Source organism: Mycobacterium gordonae, from assembly GCF_002101675.1.
GTDB lineage: Bacteria > Actinomycetota > Actinomycetes > Mycobacteriales > Mycobacteriaceae > Mycobacterium > Mycobacterium gordonae.
Map to the genome: position 1 here is coordinate 111,669 of NZ_LQOY01000015.1, position 26,725 is coordinate 138,393.

A 26,725-nucleotide genomic window follows, 5' to 3' on the forward strand; every position below is an offset into this window, starting at 1 on the left:
CTCGCGCCGTAAGCTCTCGCCTCGACCTCGACCTCGCTCCCCTACTGCGCAACCGGCAAGTCCGGGCACAACGTCATGTAGCCGACTTTGGGCGATATCCACTGCTGCCAGTCCTCGTGGCTGACGTTCGACGTCAGCTTCGAACAGAGCAGTGTGACAGTCGCATCGAGCGGGGTGGGCGAAAGTCGCACGGTGGTGTCGGCACTGCCGGAAGCCAGGCTCCGCCCGTCGGGACTGAACGCGACACTGAGGACGGCGTCGGTGTCGCTCCACAACGGTTGGCCCAGCGGGTGCGCATGGTTCAGGTCGTCCAGGTTCCACAACTGCACCGCGTGGTCCGCACTGCCGGACGCCAGCGTGTGGCCGTCGGGGCTGAAGGCCACCTGATACACGTAACCGGTGTGCCCGTGCAGCGGACGGCCCAGCGAGCTCGGGCGCGCCGGGTCGGTCACGTTCCACAGCAACACGGTGTCATCGCCACTGCCCGACGCAAGCGTGCGCCCGTCGGGGCTGAACGCCACGCTGAAAATGGAGCCCATGTACTGGCGAAAGGGCTGACTCAGCGCGACCGCATGGTTACGGTCGGTGACCGTCCATAACCGGATAGTGGCATCGTCGCCCCCGGAGGCCAGGGTGCGCCCGTCGGGACTGAAAGCGACACTGCGCACCGGCGCGCTGTGACCGGTAAGTGGCCCGCCCAACGGCACTGGGTGCGAAACGTCCGAGACATCCCACAACCGGACGGTGCCGTCGTCACCGCCCGCGGCCAGGGTGTGCCCGTCGCGGCTGAACGCGACGCTGCGCACCGGCGCGCTATGACCGGTCAACGGCCCACCCGACGGAACCGGATGCGCCACGTCCGCGACATCCCACAACCGGACGGTGCCGTCGTCGCCGCCGGAGGCCAGGGTGTGTCCGCCGGCATTGAACGCGACGCTCTGCACGGCGCCGGTGTGACCCCGCAGCGGCTGGCCCAGCGCTCGCGGGTGTACCGGGTCCGCGACTTCCCACAGCCGGACGGTGGCATCGTCGTTGCCGGAGGCCAGCACCCGCCCGTTGGGACTGAACACCACACTGTGCACCGCGCCGGCATGCGTCTGCAGCGGCAGCGCGGTGTCGAGATTCCACAGCTGGATGTTGCCGTCCTGACTTCCGGAGGCCAATGTGCGCCCGTCCGGGCTGAAGGCGATGCTGGGCACGTTTCCGCTGTGCCCCGACAGCGGTCCGCCCAACGGACCGGCGTGCGCCGGGTCTGTGACGTCCCACAATCGCACGGTGTCGTCGTCGCTACCGGAGGCCAGGACATGCCCGTCGGGACTGAACGCCAGGCTTTGCACGATGCCGCTGTGTCCGAGCAGGGGTCCGCCCAGTTGCCTGGGGTGTGCCGGGTCGGCGAGATCCCACAACTGGATGTCGCCGTCACCACTGCCGGAGGCGAGGGTCCGCCCGTCTGGGCTGAAGGCCAGATCCTGCACGAAACGGGTGTGGCCCAAAAGGGGTTCGCCCAGCGGGACAGGCCGCGCCGGGTCGGCGAGATCCCACATTCGCACCATGCCGTCGGCGCCCCCGGACGCCAGGATCCGGCCACCGGGACTGAACGCCACACTGGCCACATCGGCGCCCTGAACCTGCAGCGGCGAACCCAGCGGACCCGCATGCCCCGGGTCGGCGACGTCCCACAACCGCACCGTCCCATCACCGCCACCGGAGGCCAGCACCCGCCCGCCGGGGCTGAACGCCACACTGGCCACACCGGCGCCCCGGCCCTGCAGGGGCCCGCCCAGCGGACCCGCATGCCCCGGGTCGGCGACGTCCCACAACCGCACCGTCCCATCACCGCCCCCGGAGGCCAGCATCCGCCCGTCCGGACTGAACGCCACACTGGCCACAGCGGCGCCTGCACCGAGCGAGACCAGTGCCCGTGGGTGCGCCGGATCGGCGACGTCCCATAAGCGCACAGTGCCGTCGCCGCCGCCGGAGGCAAGGACGTGCCCGTCGGGACTCATCGCCACGGCGCCGACCGGCGCGGGCGTGGTGATGATGATGCGAGTGTTGTTCAGCACGCTGGCGGCGGTGTACAGCGCTCCGCGGCCGGCAGCAGGGTCCGAACGCAACCGCTGCGCCGCCAGCGTGGCGGTCAGCGCGCGAATGTCGCTGTCGGTGAAGGTTCCGGAAAACACCGCAGCGGCTTGGGAATCCAGTTCGGCGGCCAGAGCGTTGCGCGCTTCCCGGGTGGCTTGCCGGTACATCACCACCGCCACCGCGGCACCGATGACGGCGATGACGGCGATGACGGACGTTCCGGCCAGCACGGCGCGCAGGATGCGGCTTCGCTGTCGCAGTGCCGCCGCGCTGTCTTGAGCCTGTTCGCGCGCTTGGGTTTCCGCGGCGGCGAGCTTCTTCGCAGCGTCGAGTTCGGCTTGTTGGCGCTGCTTTTCCAGCGCGGCCTGTTCGTTCTCACGCTGCCGCGAGGCGAGCAGGTAGTCGCGGACGTGGTTGAGACGGTCCCCGAATCCTGGCTTGGCAATCAGGTTTTCGGCCGCGGTCAGGCGCGGGCCGGGCAGCAGCCAGGCATCCTCGCGGTGTTCTTTGTGCCATTCTGCGGCACTGCGTTCCAGCGCGTCGGTGGCCTTGAGGTCTTCACTCTCTTCGGCCAGCCAGCCGGCCAGCTCTTCCCATTGGCGCAGCAGGCTTTCCAGTGCGACCTCGACGACTACCTCACCGTCGCGCAGGTCCTTCATCAGCAACCGCCGGGCGATGAAACGCTCCAGCAGCGAATGACTGTCGGCCGGCAGGTCGTCCCAGCGCGCCAGCCGTCGCATCGGCTGGTCGTTGTCGGGATTGATGGTGGCCAGCCAGGGGATGAACGCCGCCCGAAGCCGGCGCAGTTGCTCGGCACGCTCACCGGGTTCCGACGACAGCAGCTCGTGGATCTCGGCTTGTACGACGCCGTCGATACCGCCCCGCTCCTCATAGGGCTTGGCGGTCAGCCGGCCCGTCGACCCGTAGTCGCGGTACAACCATGCCAGCGTCAGAGACAGCAGCGGCAGCGTGTCCGCGCCGACGGTGGTGTCGGCGAGCAGGCGGCGCACCAGATCCTCGTCGAGGTACAGCGGACGTCCACCGTCGGTAGATCGCTGCGCCGGTCCGGTGATCACGCTGTGGAACTGCGTCGCGTCCATCGGCCGCAGGTCGAACTGCCTGGTCTGCAGTCCGGCAAGGGCAGGAGCGGTCTGCATTACCTCGTAGCGGTCGGTGCGGATGGTCGCCGCCACGATGAACGGCAGCCCGTCCTGGCCGTCGCCACCGAGGGCCAGATCTCGTATCAGCGCCAGCAACCCGGCGGCCTCGCCGCCGGCGTCGGCGGTGAACAGCTCCTCGGCTTGATCCAGCGGCAACACGATCGTCGGCGGCTGGCGCTCGGCGGCCGCGTCGAGTACACCCCCGGCGTTGCGGCATTCCAGCAGCCAGGTCCGCAGCGCCGCCGCGTCACCGCGGGTACAAGCATTCTTGATGTCACCCAGCGGCGGCTCGAGAAGGCCGAGTCGTTGGCGCGTCGCGCAAATCGCCTGCGCCAGACCGCACGCTCCGGTGAGCGCCCTGAGCTCGGGCCGCACGATGTCCAGCACCAGATAGCTGCGCTTATCTCTTTGCAGCCGGGGCACGATACCGGCCCGCAGGAAACAGGACTTGCCCGCTCCGGACGCGCCCAGCACGACGAACAGCGTCTCGTCGCTCTCCCGCATCCCGTGCAGCGCGTCCATCGCCCGGACCAGCTCGGCGTCGCGACCGAAGAACACTCCCGCGTCGACCGGCTGGAAGGTCTCCCAGCCCCGATACGGCGGCCGGTCCGGCTCCGAGGGCGGTGGCCAGGGGAACGACGCCGCGCCGATGCCGCTCTGCATCGTGTTTGCCAGTCCAGGCATAGCGCCGGTTCGAGGTGACACCACGGGTGCGGGCGCCTCGATGCGCTCTCCGCCTGTCTCCCCGCGCCGCGGCGTCGCCAGGGCGGCCGCCGCGGCCACAGCCAACTCACCCGCGCTCGGGTAGCGATCGGCAGGGTCCTTCGCCATGCCGCGGGCGACGACGTCGTCGAAGCCGACCGGCACGGCGGGTTGCCGCTCACTCGGGCGCGGCGGCGGCGTCGTCAGATGCGCCGTCATCTGTTGTGCCACAAGGTCACCGGCGAACGGCCGTTCTCCGGTGAGACATTCGTAGAGCACGCAGGCCAGCGCGTACACATCGGTGCGGGCATCGGCGACGTCGCTCATCAACCGTTCTGGAGCCATGTAGGCCCAGGTGCCGACGGTGCGGCTCGCGGTGGTCAGTTTGGATGCCGAATTGTCCTGTGCGATACCGAAATCGATCAGGTAGACGAAGTCGTGGTCGGTCATCAAGGCGTTGGATGGTTTGACGTCGCGGTGCACCAGGCCGCTGGCGTGAGCGGCATCCAGGGCGGCGGCGATCTGTTCGACGACCCGCACGGCTCGCTCGGGAGCCATCGGACCGTCTCGCCGCAGCGCGGCATCCACGTCAAGTCCATGGATGATCGGCATCACCAGATACAGACGTCCGTCGATCTCGCCGGTGTCGTGAATGGGAATGATGTGGGGCTCGGTCAGCCGCGCTGAGATCAGCGCCTCTCGGCTGAACCTCTCCCGGAATCCCGGGACGCGACTGCGCTCGCCGGGCAGGATCTTGATGGCCACGTCGCGTCCCATGACGGTGTCGTGCGCCTTGTAGACCTCGCCCATGGCGCCCTGGCCGATCAGCTCGAACAATTGGTATCGACCGAATTCGCTCGCTTCCAACCGACGCGCTTCCCTTCCGTTGCCCGCGACACCCGCGGGTTACGCACATTGAACCGGGCCGGGGTGCGTCGATGTGGGGAAATCGCGCGATGTAGCCGACTCAGAACGACAAGCCCGAGTACATCAATCCGTTCGGGTCGTACTGCTGGCGCACCGAAGCCAGCCGCGACAGGTTGGACCCGAAGTACCGCGACGCCGGCGTGTTGGGTTCCAGATAGTTGACGTAGCCGCCGGCCGAAACCTGTTGCACCGTCGTGTGCGCGGTGGCCACCCACGTGCTGGCCGTCGATGTCTGCCCGCTGCCGTTCTCGACGTACCACTGCGCGACGGCGGCGTGGCGGCGCCACGGGAACGCCGAGCCGGCCGGGTCGACGTCGCCGACCGCGCCGCTCAAGGTGTCGACGATGACCGACGCCCGACCGCCGGCCGGTGGCCACTTTCCGAGAGCGGCGACAATCGCTTGTGCCGCAGTCGAATTCATGGTGCCGATCACGTCGGACCCGGCAACGAAGCCGCGCGGCGAGCTGGTCGCGCTGCCGCCGGCCAGGTACATCACCAGATCCATGTGGGTCATGGTCTTGTGCTCGGTCGCGGTCGGCTGCGCCCCGACCGCGGAGGTGATGGCCTGCGCCACCGCCTTACCCGAGCCCGCCGGGCAGGTCGCCAGCACGTGACAATCTCCTGTTGCCGAGCCCGTGGTCCCCGCGACCGACAGATCGACCAGCCCCCAGGTGTTACGGTCCGCGGCCGAAAGCCAGGTCTGCCAGCCGGTCAGCACCTGCGCGCCGGCGGCGGGGGCGAAATCGACTCGCACCACGTCGGAGTCCGAGGTGAAGAAGGTTGCGAATGTCAGAGACGTGGTCACCCCGAAGTTGCCGCCGCCCCCGCCGCGCAGCGCCCAGAACAGATCGGGGTGCTCCTCGGCTGACGCGGTGACCGTTTCGCCGCTGGGCAAGACCACGGTGGCCGACCGCAGCGCGTCACATGTCAACCCGGCGTGCCGGGAGTCGGCGCCCATCCCGCCGCCCAGTGTCAGCCCGGCCGTCCCGACGGTGGGGCAGCTGCCGGTGGGAATCGCGCGGCCGGCAGATGCCAGCGCCTGCTGCACGGTGTACAGATCCGTCGCTGCGGGCACCGTGACGGTACCGGCGGCGCTGTCGACGCTGACGCCACCGGTCAGCCCGCGCAGGTCCAGGACCATGGCGCCGTTGGCGCTCGACGCGCCGGTGTAGGAGTGCCCGCCGCCGCGCGGGGCGATCTTGAGCTTGTTGGCTGCCGCGAACGCGAGGGCCTTCGCGACGTCGGCGGCGGAGGTGACCACCACGACCGCCGCCGGCGTGGCGGCGTTGTAGTTGGAGTTGAAGATCTGCTTGGCGGTGGTGAAGGAGGCTCCGTCGGCGGGGATCAACACCTTGCCGCCGATCGAGGAAGCCAGGCCGCTCCACGCGCCAGTGGGTTCCGCCCACGCCAGCGGCCGCGATATTCCAAACAGTGCCGAGCCCGCCAACGCTCCAGCGGCCCCCCGAAGAAATGCCTGGCGAGAGATCATGAGCCGCATTGTTCTTCGCGGTGCCATCGAATGCGATCCTCGTGCAACGTGTCGCGCACAGCGTGACGCGATTGTGTCCGCGTGGCGGCAAAACGCCGGTCCTGCGAAACCTTTACGCCATCGTGTCCCGAATGAGACTGTGAAGGACAAAGGTTCGAGAGGTCGCTTGAGTGCCGCCAGAGGGTGCTCTCCAACAATCCTGAGGGAGCCCACCATGCAGCCATGGCGTCATCAACCGCTGACCGTTCGATTACTCGCCGGCACCGCCTGCCTGTTGACCGCGGGCGCCGCGTTCGCCGCCCCGGCCGAGGCCAGCCCCGTCGACGACGCATTCATCACCGCGCTGAGCAACGCCGGCATCAACTACGGCGACCCGATCAACGCCGAGAACCTGGGCAAGTCGGTCTGCCCGATCCTGGCGCAGCCGGGCGGCTCGTTCAACACGGCGGCTTCCCGGGTCTTCGCCAGCCAGAGCGGCATGTCGCCCGAGATGGCCGGCATGTTCACCACCATCGCGATTCAGATGTACTGCCCGTCGGTGATGGCCGACGTCGCGGCCGGCAAGGTGCCGGGCGCGCTGCAGCAGATTCCCGGGGTCGGCAGCATTCCGGGTCTGGCCAACATCCCAGGCATGCCGGGGTCTTAACCCCAATGGCGGCGACCCGCCGCGCCCGGCTCCGCCGCGCTTGCGATCGCCGCTACCCCAATGGCGGCGACCCGCCGCGCCCGGCTCCGCCGCGCTTGCGATCGCCGCTACCCCGTACCCAGCGGGTCGATGGTCCACGCGATGTAGACCATCACCGCTCCCACCGACGCGGTGGTGAGGAAGTCGGTCCCCCGGCTGCGCACCACCAGCAGACCGGCCCGCTCGTCAGGCAGGGCCAGCCGCAGCACGGCGGCCACTCCCACACCGATGCCGATCAGCAGCGCGCCGCGGCGCCAGAAGTTGGCGCCCGCCAGCACGAATGCCACCAGGAAGATGAGCCCGACGAGCAGGATCGGCCATTGGGCGCGCGCCGCGCGCCCCAGAATGGCCCGAACCGTCATCGGATAGTCACCGCCGTTCGGCCAGCTCGACGACGTTGGTCAACAGGAAGGCGCGGGTCAGCGGACCCACTCCCCCTGGGTTGGGTGAGATGTGGCCGGCGACCTCCCAGACGTCGGGATGCACGTCCCCGGTGAGTTTCCCGTCCACCCGGCTGACACCGACGTCGACGACGGCGGCACCGGGGCGCACCATGTCCGCGGTCAGCATGTGCGGCACCCCGACGCCGGCCACGATGATGTCGGCCTGCCGCGTCAGCCCGGGCAGATCGCGAGTTCCGGTGTGGCACAACGTGACCGTGGCGTTCTCGGAGCGGCGGGTGAGTAGCAGCCCCAGTGGGCGGCCCACCGTCACCCCGCGCCCGATGACCACCACGTGCGCGCCGGCGATCGGCACGTCGTAGCGGCGCAACAGGTGCACGATGCCGCGCGGGGTGCACGGCAAGGGCGCCGGCATGTTGAGCACCAGCCGGCCCAGGTTGGTCGGGTGCAGACCGTCGGCGTCCTTGTCGGGGTCGACGCGCTCCAGCGCGGCGTTCTCGTCCAGATGCTTGGGCAGCGGCAACTGGACGATGTACCCGGTGCAGTCAGGGTTGGCGTTCAGCTCGTCGATGGTCTCGTTGAGCGTCTCGGTCGAGATGTCGGCGGGCAGGTCGCGACGGATCGAAGTGATGCCGACCTTGGCGCAGTCGGCGTGCTTGCCGCGCACATAGGCCTGCGACCCCGGGTCGTCACCTATCAGGATGGTGCCCAGGCCGGGTGTGCGGCCCGCGGCCGTCAACTCTGCGACCCGCTGCGTCAGGTCGACGAAGATCTCGTCGCGGGTGGCCTTGCCGTCCAGCGTGATTGCGCCCACGCCAGACAGTCTGGCACGACTGGGCGCCGCTGACTGAGTGCGACCGCTGGGTCGAGGCTGCGGTGGCGGCAACGAAGCTGTATCCAGGGCGGCAGGCAGCCGAACTTCGCGCCCTCATCGCAGGTTCGCCGCTCTGGGCGCAGTTTCGACGCGACCGCGGGCACCCCCGCTGCACCCGGCGTCGCAGGTGTCGCGATCACGGTTAGGCTGCCTATATGTCTGCAGCCCCAGACGTCCTGAGCCCCGCCACTCTCGGTCCGCTGACCCTTCGAAACCGGACCATCAAGTCCGCGACCTTCGAAGCCCGCACCCCGAACGCGCTGGTGACCGACGACCTGATCGAGTACCACCGCAAGCCCGCCGCCGGCGGGGTCGGCATGACCACCGTCGCCTACTGCGCCGTCTCCCAGGGCGGGCGCACCGAGGGCAACGGAATCTGGATGCGCCCCGAGGCGGTACCCGGCTTCCGGCGTCTCACCGATGCGATCCACGCCGAAGGCGCCGCCGTCAGCGCCCAGATCGGCCATGCCGGCCCCGTCGCCAACGCCCGGACCAACGGCGCGACCGCCCTGGCCCCGGTGCGCTTCTTCAACCCGATCGGCATGCGATTCGCCAAGAAAGCCAGCGCCGACGACATCGACGACGTGCTGGCCGACCACGCCAAGGCGGCCCGATTCGCCGTGGAGGCCGGCTTCGACGCCGTAGAGATCCACTTGGGCCACAACTATCTGGCGAGCGCATTCCTGTCTCCGCTGATCAACCGCCGCACCGACGAGTTCGGCGGGTCACTGGCCAACCGGGCCAAGGTCGCCCGCGGGCTGGTGATGGCCGTGCGCCGGGCCGTCGACCAGGGGCCGCGGCAGATCGCGGTCACCGCCAAGCTCAATATGTCCGACGGGGTGCGCGGCGGCATCTCCAACGAGGAGTCGCTGATCACGGCGAGGTGGCTGGAGGAAGACGGTGGGCTGGACGCGATCGAGCTGACCGCGGGCAGCTCCCTGGTCAATCCGATGTACCTGTTCCGCGGCGACGCACCGCTCAAGGAGTTCGCCGGCGCCTTCAAGCCGCCGCTGCGCTGGGGCATGCGGATGACGGGCAAGAAGTTCCTGCGCGAATACCCCTACAAAGAGGCGTATTTGCTGCGCGAGGCCAAGCTGTTCCGCGCGGAGTTGAAGCTGCCGCTGATTCTGCTGGGCGGCATCACCAACCGGGAAACCATGGACCTGGCGATGGCCGAGGGGTTCGACTTCGTCGCGATGGGCCGGGCTTTGCTCGCCGAGCCGGACCTGATCAACCGGATCGCCCGCGACGGCGCGGGCGTGCGATCGGCGTGCACCCACTGCAACCAGTGCATGCCGACGATCTACAGCCGCACCCACTGCGTGGTCACCGGGGCGCCGGACTAGGGCCCCGTCCCCGTGTAGATCAGGCCGGAGAGGCGCTGGCCGACGTTCATCCAGCCGGAGTTGAAGGCCTGCGTGATCAGGTCGAGCGTGCTGGTGTTGAGCACCCCTGACATCCCGGCGCCGCGGTTGAGCAGACCGGAGAGCTGGGTGCCGTAGTTGAGCGCCCCCGAGGCCGATCCGAGCAGCGGGTCCGAGATCGCGTTCAGGAATCCGGACAGCCCGGACCCGGAGTTCCAGAAGCCCGAACCACCGCCGCCGCCGATGTTGAAGAACCCTGACGACGGCAGCGACGTCGTGTTCCAGAAGCCCGGCGTGCCGCCGAAGCCGGCGATCGGGATCTCGATCGGGCCGAGGGTGGAGGCGACATGCAGCTCCAGCGGGATCCGGTCGATGACGGCTGTCGGGAGCCCGAAGGCCGGAGTGGCGAAGTTCAGCCCGAAGTTCAGCGGAATGTTGGGGATCCCGCCGCCCGGGATGCCGGAGCCCGGGATGGTCAGGAACAACGGCAGGCCGATGTGGATGGGTTCCAGCGGGATGGTGAATCCCGGGAACGTCGCCGTGCCGGCCAGGATCGATATCGGATTCACGGTGAATCCCGGCGACGTGACGCTAACGCCCGCCGGGCTGCCCGCGATCTTGATGGGCCCCGGAATCACCAGTGCGTAACTGGCCACGACGTAGAGGTCCGAGCTGCCACCGGATATTGCCGTGCTGGGTGCGGTGCTGTAGTTGACGGTGAAGTTCGGCGTGCTGATGGTGAACGGGCCGACGTTGACCGGGCCGACATCGACTGTCGGGTTGACCCCCAAGTGGATCGACGGGATCGGGATCGACGGGATGCTGACCGGGCCGATACCGCCAGATGTGTTGATATATAGCGGAATTGACGGAATCTGGATGGGCGGCAGCACCGTGATCGGGCCGACGCCGCCGATCAGATCGCCGCCGACCGCCGGGAATTGCGGAACGGTGTAGCCGAGCGTGAAGCCGGCCAGGCCCTGGTAGTTGCCGCGCCACAGGATGCCGTTGCTGTAGTTGCCGGACATGAACGCGCCGGTGTCGACGTTGCCGGCGTTGGCGATGCCGGTGCTGGCGTGCCCGGTGTTGAACCAGCCGCTGTTGACGTTGCCCGGGTTGAAGTCGCCGGTGTTGACGTTGCCGGCGTTGAAACTGCCCGAGTTGTAGTGCCCGGCATTGCCCAGCCCGGTGTTGAAATTCCCGGCGTTAAACAACCCCGTGCTGGCGATCCCGGAGTTGCCGATCCCGGTGTTGTAGCTGCCCGAGTTGAACAGCCCGAAGTTGCCGGTGCCGGTGTTGAAGAACCCGACATTGCCGGTGCCGGAGTTGAACAACCCCAGATTGCCGGACCCGGAATTCAGCGCGCCGATCCCAGTCAGGTTGTTCCCGGTCAGCCCGATGCCCAGGTTGTTGTTGCCGGTGTTGGCCAGCCCGATGTTGCCCAGGCCCACGTTGGCCAGCCCGGCGTTGAAGCTGCCGGAGTTGCCGAACCCGTTGTTGCCGATGCCGGCCAGCCCCGCCGACAACCCGGAGTTGCCGAACCCGATGTTGCCGTCGCCGATATTGGCCAATCCGACATTGTGGTCGCCGATGTTGCCCAGGCCCAGGTTCTGCAGCCCGACATTGCCCGCGCCCACGTTGAAGTCCCCGACATTGCCCAGGCCCAGGTTGAAGTTGCCGACGTCGGCCAGACCGATGTTGGCCAGCAGCGTCCGGCTCACCCCGTCCCCGGCCGTCAACAAGCCGGCCACGTGGTGACCCACATTGCCCAGACCCGACACCAGCGCCGGGGCCCCCAGCGCCGCGGTGTTGTAGAGCCCCGAGACTCCCGACCCGAAGTTCAGCAGTCCGGAGTTGAGGGTGCCGACATTGAAGTAACCCGAGCCTGTCCCCAACAATGCGTCGTGTGCCTGGTTCCACCAACCCGACATCCCGGCACCGAAGTTGCCCCAACCCGATCCCCCACCGGCGCCGCTGTTGAAGAAGCCCGACGACGGCACGGTCGTCGTGTTGCCGAAGCCCGGTGTGGCCGGGATATTGATGAACGGGATGTTGCTGGGGATCACATACACGGTGCCGTCGGCGTTGCCGCGGATCTGCGGGAAGGTGATCGCCGGAATGTCGACACCCAGGTTGCCCGCGCTGACGCCGAGGTTGATCAGGTTGGCGGCCGGGAACGTCACGCCGCCGGGGAAGACGGTGATCGGGTCGAGGAAGCCGGGTACGTGGAACCCCGCCGGGATGCGGCCGATGTTGAGTTCGGGGGTGTCGAAGCCTTCGCTGACAATCTTGACGAAGGTCTCGGCGGCTCCGGCGAAACCACCGTTGGCGGTGATGTTGCCGGTGGAGAACGGGTTGCCCCCCGACCCACCGAACGAGTAATAGGTCGGGCCCAGGTAGATGCCTGACGTGTCGCCTGCGGTCCAGATCAGGAAGGGACTGGTGGCCGTGTTCGGCCCTCGCACCGGGTCGGTGTGCATGACGACGCTTATGGCGTCGATGCCGGGGATGTGGACGGACGGGACGTGGACGGGACCGAACCCGATGCTGCCGATGATGTCGGGGTTGAGCGCGGGGATGTCGATCTGCGGAATGGTGAACGACCCCATCGCGATGTTCCCGCCCAGTTGCAGGTGGGTGGCGGGAATCGGGATCGGCGGGATGACCACCGGACCGAACTCGCCGCTGCCGTGAATCTCGAGCAGGGCGATCTTGGGCAGCGGGTATTCGTAGTGCATGCCGAACAGACCCTGGTACTCGCCGCGCCAGAACAGGCCATTGCTGTAGTTGCCCGACATGAACGCGCCGGTGCCGACGTTGCCCGTGTTGACGAAGCCGGTGTTGGAGTCGCCGGTGTTGAACCAACCGGTGTTGAGATTGCCCGGGTTGAAGTCGCCGGTGTTGGTGTGGCCGGCGTTGAAGTTGCCGGTGTTGTAATGGCCGGCGTTGGCAAATCCGGTGTTGAAGTTGCCGGCATTAAAGAGTCCAGTACTAGCCGCTCCGCTATTGCCGAGGCCGGTGTTGTAGTTGCCGGAGTTGAAGAGCCCGAAGTTCCCAGTGCCGGTGTTGAAGAACCCGACGTTGCCCGTGCCGGAGTTGAACAAGCCGATGTTGCCGGCCCCGGAATTCAGCCCGCCGATCCCGGTCAGGTTGTCCCCGACCAGGCCGATGCCGATGTTGTTGTTGCCGCTGTTGGCGAACCCGATGTTGCTCAGCCCGACGTTGGCCAGGCCGAAGTTGCCGCTGCCGGCGTTGGCGAATCCGACATTGCCGATGCCGGGCAGACCCACCGACACACCGGAGTTGGCGAAGCCGATGTTGCTGGTGCCGATGTTGCCGAGCCCGAAGTTGCCGTCACCGACGTTGCCGAAGCCCAGGTTCTGCAGACCGATGTTGGCCGCACCCACGTTCCAGGATCCGATATTGCCCAGCCCGGCGTTCAGGTTGCCCAGGTCGGCGAGCCCGAGGTTGACGATCGGGCTCTGATTGCCGGTCGTCCCTGCCGTGAATAGGCCGGCCAGGTGCTGACCAACGTTGCCGATACCCGAAAGCTCCGCCGGTGTCCCCAACGGCAACGTGCTGGTGTTGAACAGACCCGAGACCTGGGTGCCGAAGTTCAGCAGCCCGGAGTGCAGGGAGCCCGCGTTCAGTACGCCCGAGCCAGTCCCGGCCAACGCGCTCGATGCCTGGTTCCACCAGCCCGACACCCCCGCACCGAAGTTGCCGAAACCCGACGTCCCGCCCGCGCCGCTGTTGAAGAAGCCGGATGACGGCGTCGGCGAGGTGTTGCCGAAGCCCGTGGTTCGCGGGATGTCGATCAGCGTGACGCTGCTCTGGGGCATGGTGATGTTCAGCGCCGCATGCAGGGGCAGCGAATCGATCGTGAGACCGTTCGGGAAAATGGTGATCGGGTCCAGGATCCCGGTTGCGTCGATAGTGAACGGAATGGCGTTCTGCGGAATGTTGAGCCCGCCCGGGAACAAGGTGAAGGCGGGCAGCCCGCCGCTGATGTCGATATTCAGCGGAATGGCGTCGGTCATGATCGTCGGGATGTTGATGACCGGAATGGTGATCGAGTTGTAGCCGGACGTGGCGAAGCCGGTGCCGGTGTAGAAGGTGATGCCTTTGACCGGTTCGCGGGCCCAGTTGTCGTTGCCCATGAATCCCAGGCCGTTGGGTTGCCCGATCGTCCAGACGAAGTCGCTGATCAGCGGTATCCGCACCTTGATGATCGGCAGCGTGAACTCCGAGGCGAGGCCGGGCGGGTTGTTGAACGACGTGGTGTAGGTCTGTCCGCCTAGCGTCATGCCCTGCAGGAAGACGATGGGCGGGATCTCCAGGGTCCGGTGAATGTCCAGCTCGAACGCCGGGACGTCGATTTGTGGGATGACGTAAGGCCCGACATTGACCACTTGGTGAATGTCGAACAGCGACATTCCCGGAATGTGGATGGGATCGCTGAGTTTGATGGGCCCGAAATCGAAGGTCTGGTTGAAATCGAAAATGGTGCTGCCGGGAATCTGCAGGTCATACCGGAAACCGAAGGTGCCGTGCCAGTCTCCGGTCCACAGCGCCCCGTTGTTGAAGTTGCCGGAGTTGAAGGCGCCGGTGTTGACATTGCCGGTGTTGAACAGGCCGGTGTTGGTGTTCCCGACGTTGAACCAGCCGGTGTTGACATTGCCCGGGTTGAAGTCGCCGGTGTTGGCGTTGCCGACGTTGAAGCTGCCGGTGTTGTAGTGGCCGGCATTGGCCAGCCCGGTGTTGAAATTGCCGGCATTAAGGAGCCCAGTACTGCCGGTTCCTGCGTTGCCGATGCCGGTGTTGTAGCTGCCGGAGTTGAACAGTCCGAAGTTGCCGGTGCCGGTGTTGAAGAAGCCGACATTTCCGGTTCCCGAGTTGAACAGGCCGAAGTTGCCGGCACCGGTGTTCAGGGCGCCGATGCCGGTCAGGTTGTCACCGGTCAGCCCGATGCCGATGTTGTTGTTGCCGGTGTTGGCCAACCCGATGTTGCCCAGGCCGACGTTTGCCAACCCGGTGTTGGCGTTGCCGGCGTTGCCGAAGCCGACGTTGCCCAGCCCCGCCAGACCGGCCGTCAGACCGGAGTTACCGAAGCCGAGGTTGCCGTCGCCGATGTTGCCGAACCCGAAGTTGCCGTCGCCGATGTTGCCGAACCCGAAGTTCTGGGCGCCGACGTTTCCCCCGCCGAAGTTGGCGCTGCCGGAGTTGCCCGCGCCCAGGTTGAAGTCGCCCAGGTTGCCGAAGCCGACGTTGATGCCGCCGACGTTGCCCAGGTTGAGCGCGTTGCGAACGTCCATGTGCTGCAGCTCGGCGATGGCGTTGTCGATGAGCTGCGACATGGCGCTGGGTCCGCTGGGATAGGTGAGCATCGCGTACAGGCCCTGGTAGGAGAGCCCGGACACGTGGTCGCCGAGGTTGCTGAAGCCCGAGATGTATGCGGGTGTGTTGAAGTCCAACGCGGTCACGTTGAAGAAGCCCGAGATGGCAGTGCCGGAGTTCAGTAGTCCAGAGGACAGGCCGCCGGTGTTGCCCAGACCAGAAAGCGTGCCCAGCATCGATTCCTTGGCGGCCTGGTTCAGCACACCGGAGATGGCCGAGCCGGCATTGAAGAAGCCCGATCCCCCGCCGGCCCCGGAGTTGAAGAAGCCCGAAGACGGCGCCGTGCTGGAGTTCCCGAAGCCCGGCACCGGCTTGAGGTCGATGATCGAGATGTGCAGCGGACCGGCCGTCAGCGGAATGTCGAAATTCAGCGGGATCGCCGGGATTGTCATTCCCGTCATGGAGATGGCCGGCGTGTCCAGCGAGTAGTTGAGCGGCAGCACGTCGGCCATCGAGATGCCCTTGACCGTCTGCGCCGGGATATCGATGGGCGGGATGTCGATCGGTATCGCCTGGCTGATTGAAATCGCTTGTAGCGCAATCGGATCCATGGCTTGCTTGATCGGCAGCGACAGTCCGCCGAGTGTCACGAAATCGAGGATCAGCGGTGCTTCGAGTTCGATCCCAATCGACGGCGGCAGGTTGAAAGGCGCATCTTGGAAGACCTGCGGAATGGCCAGGTTGATCTTGAACGGGTTGACTTTGATGTTCGACGCGGTGAGGGGGCCCGCGGTGAAGTTTCCGTCGACGTTGATCGCGGAGAGCAAGGTGGTGGCCGGGGCGGTGAAATTGACGTTGGCGCCGCCGCCGAACCCGATGTGGATCGCGGGTATGGGGATGTCGGGCAACGTGAAACCGTAGTTCGCTGCCCCGGTGAGATCGATGTGCAGCGGCGGCAGGATGTCGATGTCCGGGATGACGATGGGGCCCACGCCGCCGGTGGTGACGATGTGGATCGGGAACTCGGGGATGGTGATGCCGTAGTACAGGCTCACCAACCCCTCGTAGTTGCCCCGCCAGAACAGGCCGTTGTTGCCGTAGCCGGAGATGAAGGCGCCGGTGTTGAGGGTGCCCGAGTTCAATAGGCCGGTGTTGGAGTGGCCGGTGTTGAGCCAGCCGGTGTTGAGGTTGCCGGGGTTGAGGTCGCCGGTGTTGGTGTTGCCGGCGTTGAAGCTGCCCGAGTTGTAGTGGCCGGTGTTGGCCAGACCGGTGTTGAAGTTGCCGGCATTAAACAGGCCAGTAGCGCCCGTCCCTGCGTTGCCGATGCCGGTGTTGTAGCTACCGGAGTTGAACAGCCCGAAGTTGCCGGTGCCGGTGTTGAAGAACCCGACATTGTCGGTGCCGGAGTTGAAGAGCCCGATATTGCCGCCCCCGGAGTTGAGCCCGCCGAAGCCGGTGAGGTTGTCCCCGACCAGGCCGATGCCGATGTTGTTGTTGCCGGCGTTGGCAAAGCCGATGTTGCTCAGGCCGACGTTGGCCAGGCCGAAGTTGCCGCTGCCGGCATTGCCGAACCCGACATTGCCGACGCCGGGCAGACCCACCGCCAGGCCGGAGTTGCCGAACCCGTAATTCGCGGCGCCGATGTTGCCGAACCCGAAGTTGCCGCTGCCGATATTGCCCAGACCCAGGTTCTGCGCGCCGATGTTGGCCGCGCCGAGGTTGAGATCGCCTACATTGCCGAACCCGATGTTGCCCAGGCCCAGGTCGGCCCACCCGATGTTGGCGATGCTGCTGCCGGCGTTGAGGGTGGTGCCCGCGGCGAAGAGCCCGGACAGGTGGTGCCCGACGTTGCCGAGTCCCGAGAGCAGCGCGGGCGACCCCAGCGTGGCGGTATTGAGGAAACCCGACACACCCGAGCCCGCATTCAGCAGACCAGATCCCGGGCCACCGAAGTTGCCGAGCCCGGACCCCGAACCCGCCAGCGCGTTCTGCGCCTGATTCCACAGCCCCGACATGCCGACACCGGAGTTGCCCCACCCGGACCCGCCGCCCGGTCCGGTGTTGAAGAAGCCCGAGGACGGCGTGGTGGTGGAGTTGCCGAACCCGGGGGTCGCGGGCAGGTTGATGATCGGGATCGGGATGTCCCCGACGTAGGCGACCCCGTCGACTACTGCGGGGATGGTCATGGTGAAACCGCTTGGCAGCAGGGTGAAAGTGTCGATGCCGCCGAACAGATTCGCGACCCCGGCGGACGCTTTCGGGATGGTGAAACCGTTCGGGAAGAAGGTGAAGGCGTCGTTGCCGCCGGACACATTGACCGTCGCCACCGTCTGGCCCGGAATGGTGAAGCCGTTCGGCAGCAGCGTCAGCGCGTCGCTGACGAAATTGAGACTCAACGGGATGGTGCTGCCCGGTGTGGGTCCGCTGATCTGCACGCCGGCCAGCGACAGATTCGACAAGAAGAAGCCGTTGGGATTGCCGAATTTGTCGATCGCGATGAAGGGGTCGTTGAATCGGAAGGAGTCGATGCGTGCCGAAACGGCGCCGCTGAGTCGGTCGAGGAGCCGGATCGGGGCAATCGAATTGGCCGCCAGGTCAACCGAGCCGAGCGCGTCGACCGGTATCGCCGGCACGGTGATGGGCGCAAAGTTGATCGGCCCCAGGCCGACGGCCGCATTGGTGACTGCGAAGTGGACCGCGGGAACCGGGATGGGGGCGACGTGGACGGGACCGACCAGCCCGGCCGCGTGCAGGGTCACCGGGAACCGGGAGATGGTCGGCGCGAAGTAGGCGCCGAGGAGGCCCTGGTAGTTGCCGCGCCACAGGATGCCGTTGCTGTAGTTGCCGGACATGAACGCGCCGGTGTCGACGTTGCCGGAGTTCGCGATGCCGGTGCTGGCGTGCCCGGTGTTGAACCAGCCGCTGTTGACGTTGCCGGGGTTGAAGTCGCCGGTGTTGACGTTGCCGGCGTTGAAACTGCCCGAGTTGTAGTGCCCGGCATTGCCCAGCCCGGTATTGAAATTTCCGGCATTAAAGAGCCCAGTACTGGCCGTTCCGCTATTGCCGATCCCGGTGTTGTAGCTACCGGAGTTGAACAGCCCGAAGTTCCCGGTGCCGGTGTTGAAGAACCCGACATTGCCGGTCCCGGAGTTGAACAACCCCAGATTGCCGGACCCGGAATTCAGCGCCCCGATGCCGGTCAGGTTGTTCCCGGTCAGCCCGATGCCGATGTTGTTGTCACCCGTGTTGGCCAGCCCGATGTTGCCCAGGCCCACGTTGGCCAGCCCGGCGTTGAAGCTGCCGGCGTTGCCGAACCCGATATTGCCGGCGCCGGCCAGACCCGCCGACAACCCGGAGTTGCCGAACCCGAGGTTGCCGTCGCCGATATTGGCCAATCCGAGATTGTGGTCGCCGATGTTGCCCAGGCCCAGGTTCTGCAGCCCGATATTGCCCGCGCCCACGTTGAAGTCCCCGACATTGCCCAGGCCCAGGTTGAAGTTGCCGACGTCGGCCAGACCGATGTTGGCCAGCAGCGTCCGGCTCACCCCGTCCCCGGCGGTCAGCAACCCCGCCACGTGGTGACCCACATTGCCGACACCCGACACCACTGCCGGCGCCCCCAGCGCCGCGGTGTTGTACAGCCCGGACACCCCCGAGCCGGCGTTCAGCACGCCCGATCCCAACGACGCGGCGTTCAGGAAGCCCGAACTCGTGCCCGCCAACGCGCCCGAAGCCTGGTTCCACCAACCCGAGACGCCGGCCCCGAAGTTGCCGAAACCCGATACCCCGCCCGCGCCGGTGTTGAAGAAGCCCGACGACGGCGCGGTCGTCGTGTTGCCGAAGCCGGGGCTGGCGGGGATGTTGACGCCCTGAACCGGGATGGGGCCGATCCTGATCGCGGCGCCCACATCGAGCGGGATGCGGTCGATCGTGATGGCCGGGGTGCTGAACCCGTCGATCTGGCCGTCGATGTCGATGGTGAACGGAATGGGTTGTGCGGGAATGCTGAAACCGGGAATGGTGAAGCCGGGGGTCCCCAATGACACATTGGCGACCAACGCTAGTGGGTTGTCGGGAATGCTGACGGCATTCGGGAAGAGTTTGATCTCCGGGGTGTTCCAGTTGACGTTGAAATTCAGTACCGGAATTCTGGTGTCGATGTGGATCGGCCCGGTCACCGAGCCGTCCGAGGCGGTGGTTGCCGGTATTGTGACGATCCCTAACGCGTTGAACGGCCCGGCCAGGAAACCGATGGCGGGGAAATCTTGTTTGGCCACCAGGGTGACCGACGAGATGCTGAGCGGGCCGATGCTGATCGGGATTCCGGTGCCCACCGAGAATGCGGGGATTGTGATGTCGGGAACGGCCAGTGGCGGGATGTTGAAGGTGTAATGGATGTTCAGCGGGATAGCGGGAATGATCGGGATGGGTAACAACGTGATCGGCCCCACACCACCGTTGATGCCGATGCCGATCGGGATCGCCGGAATCGACGATCCGGCCGCGAAGCCGAAGAGCCCCTGGAAGTCTCCCCGCCACAACATGCCATTGCTGTAGTTGCCGGAAATGAAGCCGCCAGTGTTGACGTTGCCGGAGTTCGCGATGCCCGTGTTGATGTTGCCGGTGTTGAACCAGCCGGTGTTGACATTGCCCGGGTTGAAGTCGCCGGTGTTGGTGTTGCCGACGTTGAAGCTGCCCGTGTTGTAGTGGCCAACGTTGGCCAGACCGGTGCTGAAATTGCCGGTATTGAAAAGTCCCGTAGAGGCCAGTCCACTATTGCCTACCCCGGAGCTGTAACTGCCCGAGTTAAATAGCCCGAAGTTTCCGGTCCCGCTGTTGAAGAACCCGACATTGTTGGTGCCAGAGTTGAACAACCCGATATTGCCGCTACCGGAATTCAGGCTGCCGAAGCCGGTCAGATTGTCACCGGTGAGACCGATACCGATATTGTTGTTGCCGGTATTGCCGAATCCGATATTGCTCAGGCCCATGTTCGCGAAGCCGACATTGCCGCCGCCGGAATTGCCGAATCCGACGTTCCCCACGCCGGACGCACCCAAGGTCAGCCCGGAGTTGCCGAATCCCCAATTCGCGGTTCCGACGTTGCCCAAACCGAAGTTGCCGTCACCGACGTTCGCGAAACCCAGGTTCTGCACGCCGGAGTTTGCAGCACCGAGGTTGAACCCACCGACGTTGCCCAGGCCGACGTTGTAGTTGCCGACGTGGGCCAGCCCGGCGTTGAGGGTCAGGACTTTCGAGGGGTCGGTCAGGACGGCGTTGACGAACGCGTTGGCGCCGCTCACAAGGTCGGCGAAGGCGGGCAAGCCTGCTGCCACGGCGGCCGCGCCGGCGTGGTAGCCCGCCATGGTGGCGACATCCTGGGCCCACATCAGTTCGTAGGCGGCCTCGGCGGCCGCGATCGCCGGGGTGTTCTGCCCGAAGATGTTCGTCATGGCCAGCGACGTGCGCTGGAACCGGTTGACGGCGATCGTCAGCGGATCCACCAGCGCCGCCAGCGCCGCTTCGTAGACCGCCGCGGCGGCCCGTGCCTGTCCGGCCACCACCGACGCCTGTGCGGCTACCTCGGTCAACCATCCCGTATAGGGCGCGGCCGCGGCCGCCATCGCCGCCGACGTCGGACCCTGCCATGCGCCGCCCACCAGTCCGGAAGTCACCGAGCCGAAGGACGCCGCCGCCGAACCCAGCTCTGCTGCCAGTCCTTCCCAAGCGATGGCAGCGGTCAGCAGCGGCCCTGGGCCCGCGCCGGCGCGCATCAGCAATGAATTGACCTCGGGAGGCAACAGCTGAAAGTTCAACGGGTCGGCCTCCCCTCAACTTTCGCGAAGTTCATCGTCTCACCGCCACTCTGTGAGTGCGGATGCTTTCGACAAGTGGTCTGCCCGATTTCGTCCCGCGTCGAATGCCGGCCGCTGGCGGCCAAGGGCGTACATAATTCCCGGCCCGGGCGAGGTGACTCAAGGGCGGAATAACCAATTGAAATGGTGATCGCTGGGCAAAGTGCACAAGCGGTCCGGAAAACGCTGTGGACCGCTCGGCCGGCCCCCGCTCGTGCTCCGCGGCTTGCCGCGGCAGATGCGCGGGATCCCTAGGGGCTAAAGTTGGTTCGATGCCTCCACCCGCCCCGCCGGCGCTGACCGTTCGATACGACGGGTCGGAGCGCACGTTTGCGGCGGGCCACGACGTGGTCGTCGGCCGCGACCTGCGCGCCGACATGCGCATAACTCATCCGTTGATTTCGCGCGCCCACTTGTTGCTGCGCTTTGATCAGGGGCGCTGGCTGGCCATCGATAACAACTCGCTCAACGGCACCTACGCCAATGGTCGCCGAGTGCCGGTGGTCGACATCAACGACGGCCAGACGGTCAACATCGGCAACCCCGACGGGCCGCGGCTTGTCTTCGAAGTCGGCCGGCACCGCGGCCCCGCCGGGCGCCCGCCACAAACCGAGTCGCTGCCGGTGCTGCAGCCGTCGGGACCGGCCGGCCCGTCGGGTCCGATGCCGCCCGGTCCGCCTCAGCAGAGCGGACGACAGGCCACCTGGGTGGGGCCGTTACCCGGCCGGCAGGGTGCCGGCGGTCCCCCGCCCCCGCCGGGCCAGCCGGTGTATCCGAGCAGTGGGGCGGGGTGGGCCCCGCCCGGCTATCCCTCCGGCGGACCGCCACCGCACCCGCCGCAGTCGTCGTCGCACATCCCGCATCCGCCGCCGACTCCACAGGCACCTTTCCGGCCGCCGGGCCGCCTACCCGGACCGCCCGCCGGGTCCAAGCCGCCCGAGCAGAGCAACATCGCCACCAAGATGTTCCAGGCGCTACTGGGAACGGGCTCGCACGAAAAGCCAGCCGGCTCGGTGACCATCGGCCGCTCCACCGACAACGACATCGTCATTCAGGACGTGCTCGCGTCGCGGCACCACGCGTTTCTCACCCTCACGCCGCTGGGTGCGGAAATCCGCGACAACAACAGCGTCAACGGCACGTTCGTCAACGGGGTGCGGGTCGGATCGGCGATCCTCAGCGAAGGCGATCAGGTCACCATCGGCAACGTCGACCTGACGTTCACCGGCGGCACGCTGGTCCGCCGCACGGCCGTGGCCTCGCGTACCGGCGGCCTGGAAGTGAACTCGGTGACGTTCACCGTCGAGGGCGGCAAGCAACTGCTCGACCACATCTCGCTGACCGCCCGCCCGGGCACGTTGACGGCGATCATCGGCGGTTCCGGTGCCGGCAAGTCCACGCTGTCGAGGCTGATCGCCGGGTACACCAGCCCCACCACCGGCAACGTGACCTTCGAAGGCCACGACATCCACGCCGAGTACGCCTCCCTGCGCAGCCGGGTCGGCATGGTCCCGCAGGACGACGTGGTGCACCGCCAGCTGACCGTCAACCAGGCCCTCGGCTATGCCGCTGAGCTGCGGTTGCCTCCCGACACCAGCAAGGCCGACCGAGCCCAGGTGGTCGCCCAGGTCCTCGAGGAACTCGAGCTCACCAAGCACGCCGAAACCAGGGTGGACAAGCTCTCCGGCGGCCAGCGCAAGCGGGCGTCGGTGGCCCTCGAGCTGCTCACCGGCCCGTCGTTGCTGATCCTTGACGAACCCACCTCGGGCCTGGACCCGGCCCTGGACCGGCAGGTGATGATGATGCTGCGCCAGCTCGCCGACGCGGGCCGCGTGGTGCTGGTGGTCACCCACTCGGTGTCATACCTGGACGTGTGCGACCAGATCCTGCTGCTGGCACCCGGCGGCAAGACCGCCTTCCTGGGCACGCCGGACCAGATCGGCGCGGCCATGGGCACCACCAACTGGGCCGACATCTTCACCAAGGTGGGCGCCGATCCCGACGAGGCGAACCGGCGCTTCCGCGAAGGCAACCGGGAGCCGGAGCGTCCGTCGCAAACCAGTCCGGCGGCCGACCTCGGCGAGCCGGTGCACAACAACGGGTTCCGGCAGTTCTCGACGATTGCGCGCCGCCAGGTCCGGCTGGTCGTCTCCGACCGGGGCTACACGGTGTTCCTGGCGCTGCTGCCGTTCCTCATCGGGGTGCTGACGCTGACGGTCCGCGGCAAGACCGGGTTCGGCATGGCCGATCCGCTGAGCAGCGCACCCAACCAGCCCGGCCAGATCCTGGTCATGCTCAATGTCGGCGCGGTGTTCATGGGTACCGCGCTGACAATTCGAGACCTGGTCGGCGAACGGCCGATCTTCAAGCGCGAGCAGGCCGTCGGCCTGTCCACCGGGGCGTATCTGGCCGCCAAGATCGTGGTGTTCTGCGCGTTCGCGATCATGCAGGCCTTCATCGCGACCACCATCGCCGTGGTCGGCTGGGGCAAGCCGCTCTCCAATGCGGTGCTGCTGGGCGACGTGCGCTTCGAGCTGTTCGTCACGGTCGCCGCCACCTGTGTGGCCTCGGCCGTCCTGGGCATGGCGCTGTCGGCGATCGCCAAATCGCAGGACCAGATCATGCCGCTGCTGGTCACCGCGATCATGTCCCAGCTGGTGTTCTCCGGCGGCATGATCTGGGTGACCAACCGGACCGGCCTGGACCAGCTATCGTGGGCCACCCCGGCCAGGTGGGGCTATGCGGCGGCGTCGTCGACCATCGACACCCACCGCCTCACGCCGGGCCCGACCGACCCCAAAGATCAGCACTGGAACCACACCGCGAGCGCGTGGCTGTTCGACATGGCCATGCTCGGAGTGCTGTGCATCGTCTACAGCAGCATCGTTTGGTGGAAGATCCGGCTGAAGCGCCGTTAATCGGGACGTTCGGCACTTAATCTGTCCGGATGAATACAACCTCTCCGGTGTTGACAGTCCGCTCAGACCGTTCGCACCGCGAGTTTGCGGCGGGCCCCGACGTGGTCGTGGGCAGCGATCTGCGCGCCGATCTGCGGGTCGCGCACCCGCTGATCTCCCGCGCCCACCTGCTGCTGCGTTTCGATCAGGGACGCTGGTTGGCGATCGACAACAACTCGCAGAGCGGCATATTCGTCAACGGCAAGCGGGTGCCGGCCCTCGACATCCGCGACGGCCAAACCATCAACCTGGGCCAGCCGGACGGGCCGCGCATCACCTTCGAAGTCGGGCACTACCGCGGCGATGTGGGCACCTTGCCGCCGACCGAGCGAGTTCCGGTGATCGGCCCCCACGACGTCGCGCGCACCACCAAGATTCCCACCATCCCGCCCGAACAGCCGCGCGCCACACGCCAGCCCGACGCGCCGCAGCCGGCCACCCGGGCCGCGCAGCCCAACCTGCAGCCACCCACCCAGGCCGCCCGACCCAACCTGCGGCCGCCGGCGCAGACGGCCGGCGACGATACGGTGTCCCAGGCCCAGACCGGCACGATGCGCGGTCCCCACGTCGCCGCGTCGGTACCGACCGCTGCGGCGCGCATCGGCCGCGCGGCGGACAACGACGTCGTCGTCACCGACGTCCTGGTCTCGCGCTACCACGCGCAGTTGTCCCCCGCGCCGGCCGGCGCCCAGATCCGAGACCTGAACAGCATCAACGGCACCTTCGTCAACGGTGTCCGGGTCGGATCGGCGTTCTTGTCCGAGGGTGACGTGGTCACCATCGGCAACGTGGACCTGCTCTTCACCGGCGGCATCCTGGTGCGGCGCACCGAGGCCGCGACCCGCACCGGCGGCCTCGAGGTCCGCGACATCATGTTCTCGATCAACAACAACCGGTTGCTGGACAACGTGTCGATGACGGCCCGGCCGGGCACTCTCACCGCGATCATCGGCGGATCCGGCGCCGGCAAGAGCACCCTGTCGAGGTTGATCGCCGGCAACACCACCCCCAGTTCCGGCGCGGTGACCTTCGAAGGTCACGACATCCATCAGCAGTACGCGTCGCTGCGCAGCAGGATCGGCATGGTTCCGCAGGACGACGTGGTGCACCGGCAGCTGACGGTCAACCAGGCCCTGAGCTACGCGGCGGAGCTCCGCCTGCCGCCCGACACCAGCAAAGAGGACCGCGACCAGGTGGTGGCCCAGGTCCTCGACGAACTAGGCCTCACCAAGCACGCCGACACCCGCGTCGACAACCTCTCCGGCGGCCAGCGCAAGCGCGCCTCGGTGGCCCTCGAACTGCTCACCGGGCCGTCCCTGCTGATCCTCGACGAACCCACCTCGGGGCTCGACCCCGCCCTGGATCTGCAGGTCATGACGATGTTGCGGCAACTCGCCGACGCGGGCCGGGTCGTGCTGGTGGTCACCCATTCCCTGACCTATCTGGACGTCTGCGACCAGGTGCTGCTGATGGCGCCGGGCGGCAAGACGGCGTATCTGGGCCCGCCCGACCAGATCGGCGACGTGATGGGCACGACCAACTGGGCGCACATCTTCGCCAAAGTCGGCGCGGACCCCGACGAAGCGAATCGTCGCTTCCTGGCCCAGAAACAACCGCCGCCCACCGCGACGGAACCCGCCCCGGCAGACCTGGGTGCGCCCGCACACACCAGCGTGCGTCGTCAGTTCTCCACGATCACCCGCCGCCAGATCCGGCTGGTGATCAACGACCGCGCCTACTTCATCTTTCTGGCGGTGCTGCCGTTCATCCTGGGCGGGCTCGCGCTGACCGTGCCCGGCAACAGCGGGTTCCACATGGCGTCGCCGACCAGTAACACCCCCGACGAGGCCGCCCAGATCCTGACGCTGTTGTCCATCGCCGCGGTGTTCATGGGCACCGCGCTGACCATCCGCGACCTGATCGGAGAGCGCCCGATCTTTCAGCGCGAACAGGCTGTCGGGCTGTCCACCTGGGCCTACCTGGGCGCCAAGCTCACGGTGTTCTTCGTCTTCGCGGTCCTGCAGGCCGCTGTGGCCACCACCATCGTGATCGTGGGCAAGGGCGCGCCCACGCAGAAGGCGTTGGTGCTGGGCAATCCGAGTTTCGAGCTGTTCACCACGGTCGCTGCCACCTGTGTGGCCTCGGCGGTCGTCGGGTTGGTGCTGTCGTCGATCGCGCGGTCCAACGAGCAGATCATGCCGCTGCTGGTGGTGTCGCTCATGCTGCAACTGGTGCTGGCCGGCGGGATGATCCCGGTGACCGACCGGCTGTTTCTGGATCAGATGTCGTGGGCGATACCCGCGCGGTGGGGGTATGCGGCGTCGGCGGCCACGGTCAACCTGCGCGAACTGGTGCCCGGTTCATTGAGCCCGGAGGACAGCCACTGGACGCATTCGCGCCCCGCGTGGCTGTTCGACATGGCGATGCTGGCCGCCCTATCGGTGGTGTACAGCCTGGTCGTGTGGTGGAGGATCCGGCTCAAGCGACGCTGAGCCTAGGGTGAAATGATGACCCGAGCGCCGCAGCCCGTGCTGACCGTTCGGACAGGCCCTGTTCAGCGCACCTTCTCCGCCGGCCGCGATGTGATCGTGGGCAGCGACATGGCCGCCGACCTGCGGATCGCACATCCGCTGGTGGGGCGCGCGCATCTGCTGCTGCGCTTCGAGCAGGGCAACTGGATCGCGATCGACAACAATTCGCCCAACGGAATCTTCGTGGATGGCAGGCGGGTGCCGCTGGTCGATATCCACGACGGCCTGACGGTCAACCTCGCCCGGCCCGACGGGCCGCGGGTCGCCTTCGAGGTCGGACACCATCAGGGCATCGTGGGGCTGATACCGGAGACGGACCGGATTCCGGCCGCCGAACCCCCGCCGCCGCGTCCCCCCGGCC

The 26,725-nt window shown here is 67.1% G+C and carries 10 protein-coding genes; 5 read left to right on the plus strand and 5 right to left on the minus strand.

Features of this window, described 5'->3' with window-relative positions; genetic code table 11:
- Nucleotides 1-41: 41 nt before the first annotated feature.
- Both AWC08_RS02490 and AWC08_RS02495 read right to left on the minus strand, forming a co-directional pair.
- Complete coding sequence (locus AWC08_RS02490) at nt 42-4,811, minus strand: serine/threonine-protein kinase (protein ID WP_085087346.1); 4,770 nt, start codon at nt 4,809-4,811, stop codon at nt 42-44.
- Between the two features lie 100 nt (nt 4,812-4,911).
- Nucleotides 4,912-6,369: an FAD-dependent oxidoreductase gene (locus AWC08_RS02495; protein WP_069434625.1), complete on the minus strand. Its 1,458-nt coding sequence runs from the start codon at nt 6,367-6,369 to the stop codon at nt 4,912-4,914.
- A gap of 205 nt (nt 6,370-6,574) precedes the next feature.
- Here AWC08_RS02495 and AWC08_RS02500 point away from each other — a divergent pair, with 205 nt between their 5' ends.
- Nucleotides 6,575-7,006 (plus strand): DUF732 domain-containing protein, encoded by a 432-nt coding sequence (locus AWC08_RS02500; RefSeq protein WP_065136155.1) that lies wholly within the window; start codon nt 6,575-6,577, stop codon nt 7,004-7,006.
- A gap of 107 nt (nt 7,007-7,113) precedes the next feature.
- Here the strand turns inward: AWC08_RS02500 and AWC08_RS02505 are convergent, their stop codons facing one another.
- Entirely contained in the window at nt 7,114-7,407 is a 294-nt protein-coding gene (locus AWC08_RS02505; protein WP_065136154.1) for a DUF3017 domain-containing protein, read from the minus strand.
- A gap of 7 nt (nt 7,408-7,414) precedes the next feature.
- Nucleotides 7,415-8,260, minus strand: a complete 846-nt coding sequence (locus AWC08_RS02510) for a bifunctional methylenetetrahydrofolate dehydrogenase/methenyltetrahydrofolate cyclohydrolase (RefSeq protein WP_069434626.1) — start codon at nt 8,258-8,260, stop codon at nt 7,415-7,417.
- A gap of 215 nt (nt 8,261-8,475) precedes the next feature.
- Between AWC08_RS02510 and AWC08_RS02515 the strand changes: the two genes are divergently transcribed.
- Nucleotides 8,476-9,666, plus strand: a complete 1,191-nt coding sequence (locus tag AWC08_RS02515) for an NADH:flavin oxidoreductase (RefSeq protein ID WP_065136152.1) — start codon at nt 8,476-8,478, stop codon at nt 9,664-9,666.
- On the opposite strand, the gene AWC08_RS02520 is transcribed toward AWC08_RS02515, so the two are convergent.
- Nucleotides 9,663-20,837 carry a PPE family protein gene (locus AWC08_RS02520; protein WP_069434627.1) on the minus strand — a complete coding sequence of 3,725 codons (11,175 nt, stop codon included), beginning with the start codon at nt 20,835-20,837 and terminating at the stop codon, nt 9,663-9,665. The genes AWC08_RS02515 and AWC08_RS02520 overlap by 4 nt on opposite strands.
- A 311-nt stretch (nt 20,838-21,148) precedes the next feature.
- Here AWC08_RS02520 and AWC08_RS02525 point away from each other — a divergent pair, with 311 nt between their 5' ends.
- The 3 genes from AWC08_RS02525 to AWC08_RS02535 all read left to right on the plus strand — a co-directional run.
- Nucleotides 21,149-23,794, plus strand: coding sequence for an FHA domain-containing protein (locus tag AWC08_RS02525; protein WP_065136150.1), 2,646 nt, complete (start codon nt 21,149-21,151; stop codon nt 23,792-23,794).
- Nucleotides 23,795-23,823: 29 nt separating this feature from the next.
- A complete protein-coding gene (locus AWC08_RS02530; protein WP_069434333.1) occupies nt 23,824-26,325 on the plus strand; it encodes an ATP-binding cassette domain-containing protein in 2,502 nt (833 codons plus the stop codon).
- Nucleotides 26,326-26,340: 15 nt separating this feature from the next.
- The coding region (locus AWC08_RS02535; RefSeq protein ID WP_085087349.1) for an FHA domain-containing protein at nt 26,341-26,725 on the plus strand (385 nt) is incomplete at its 3' end.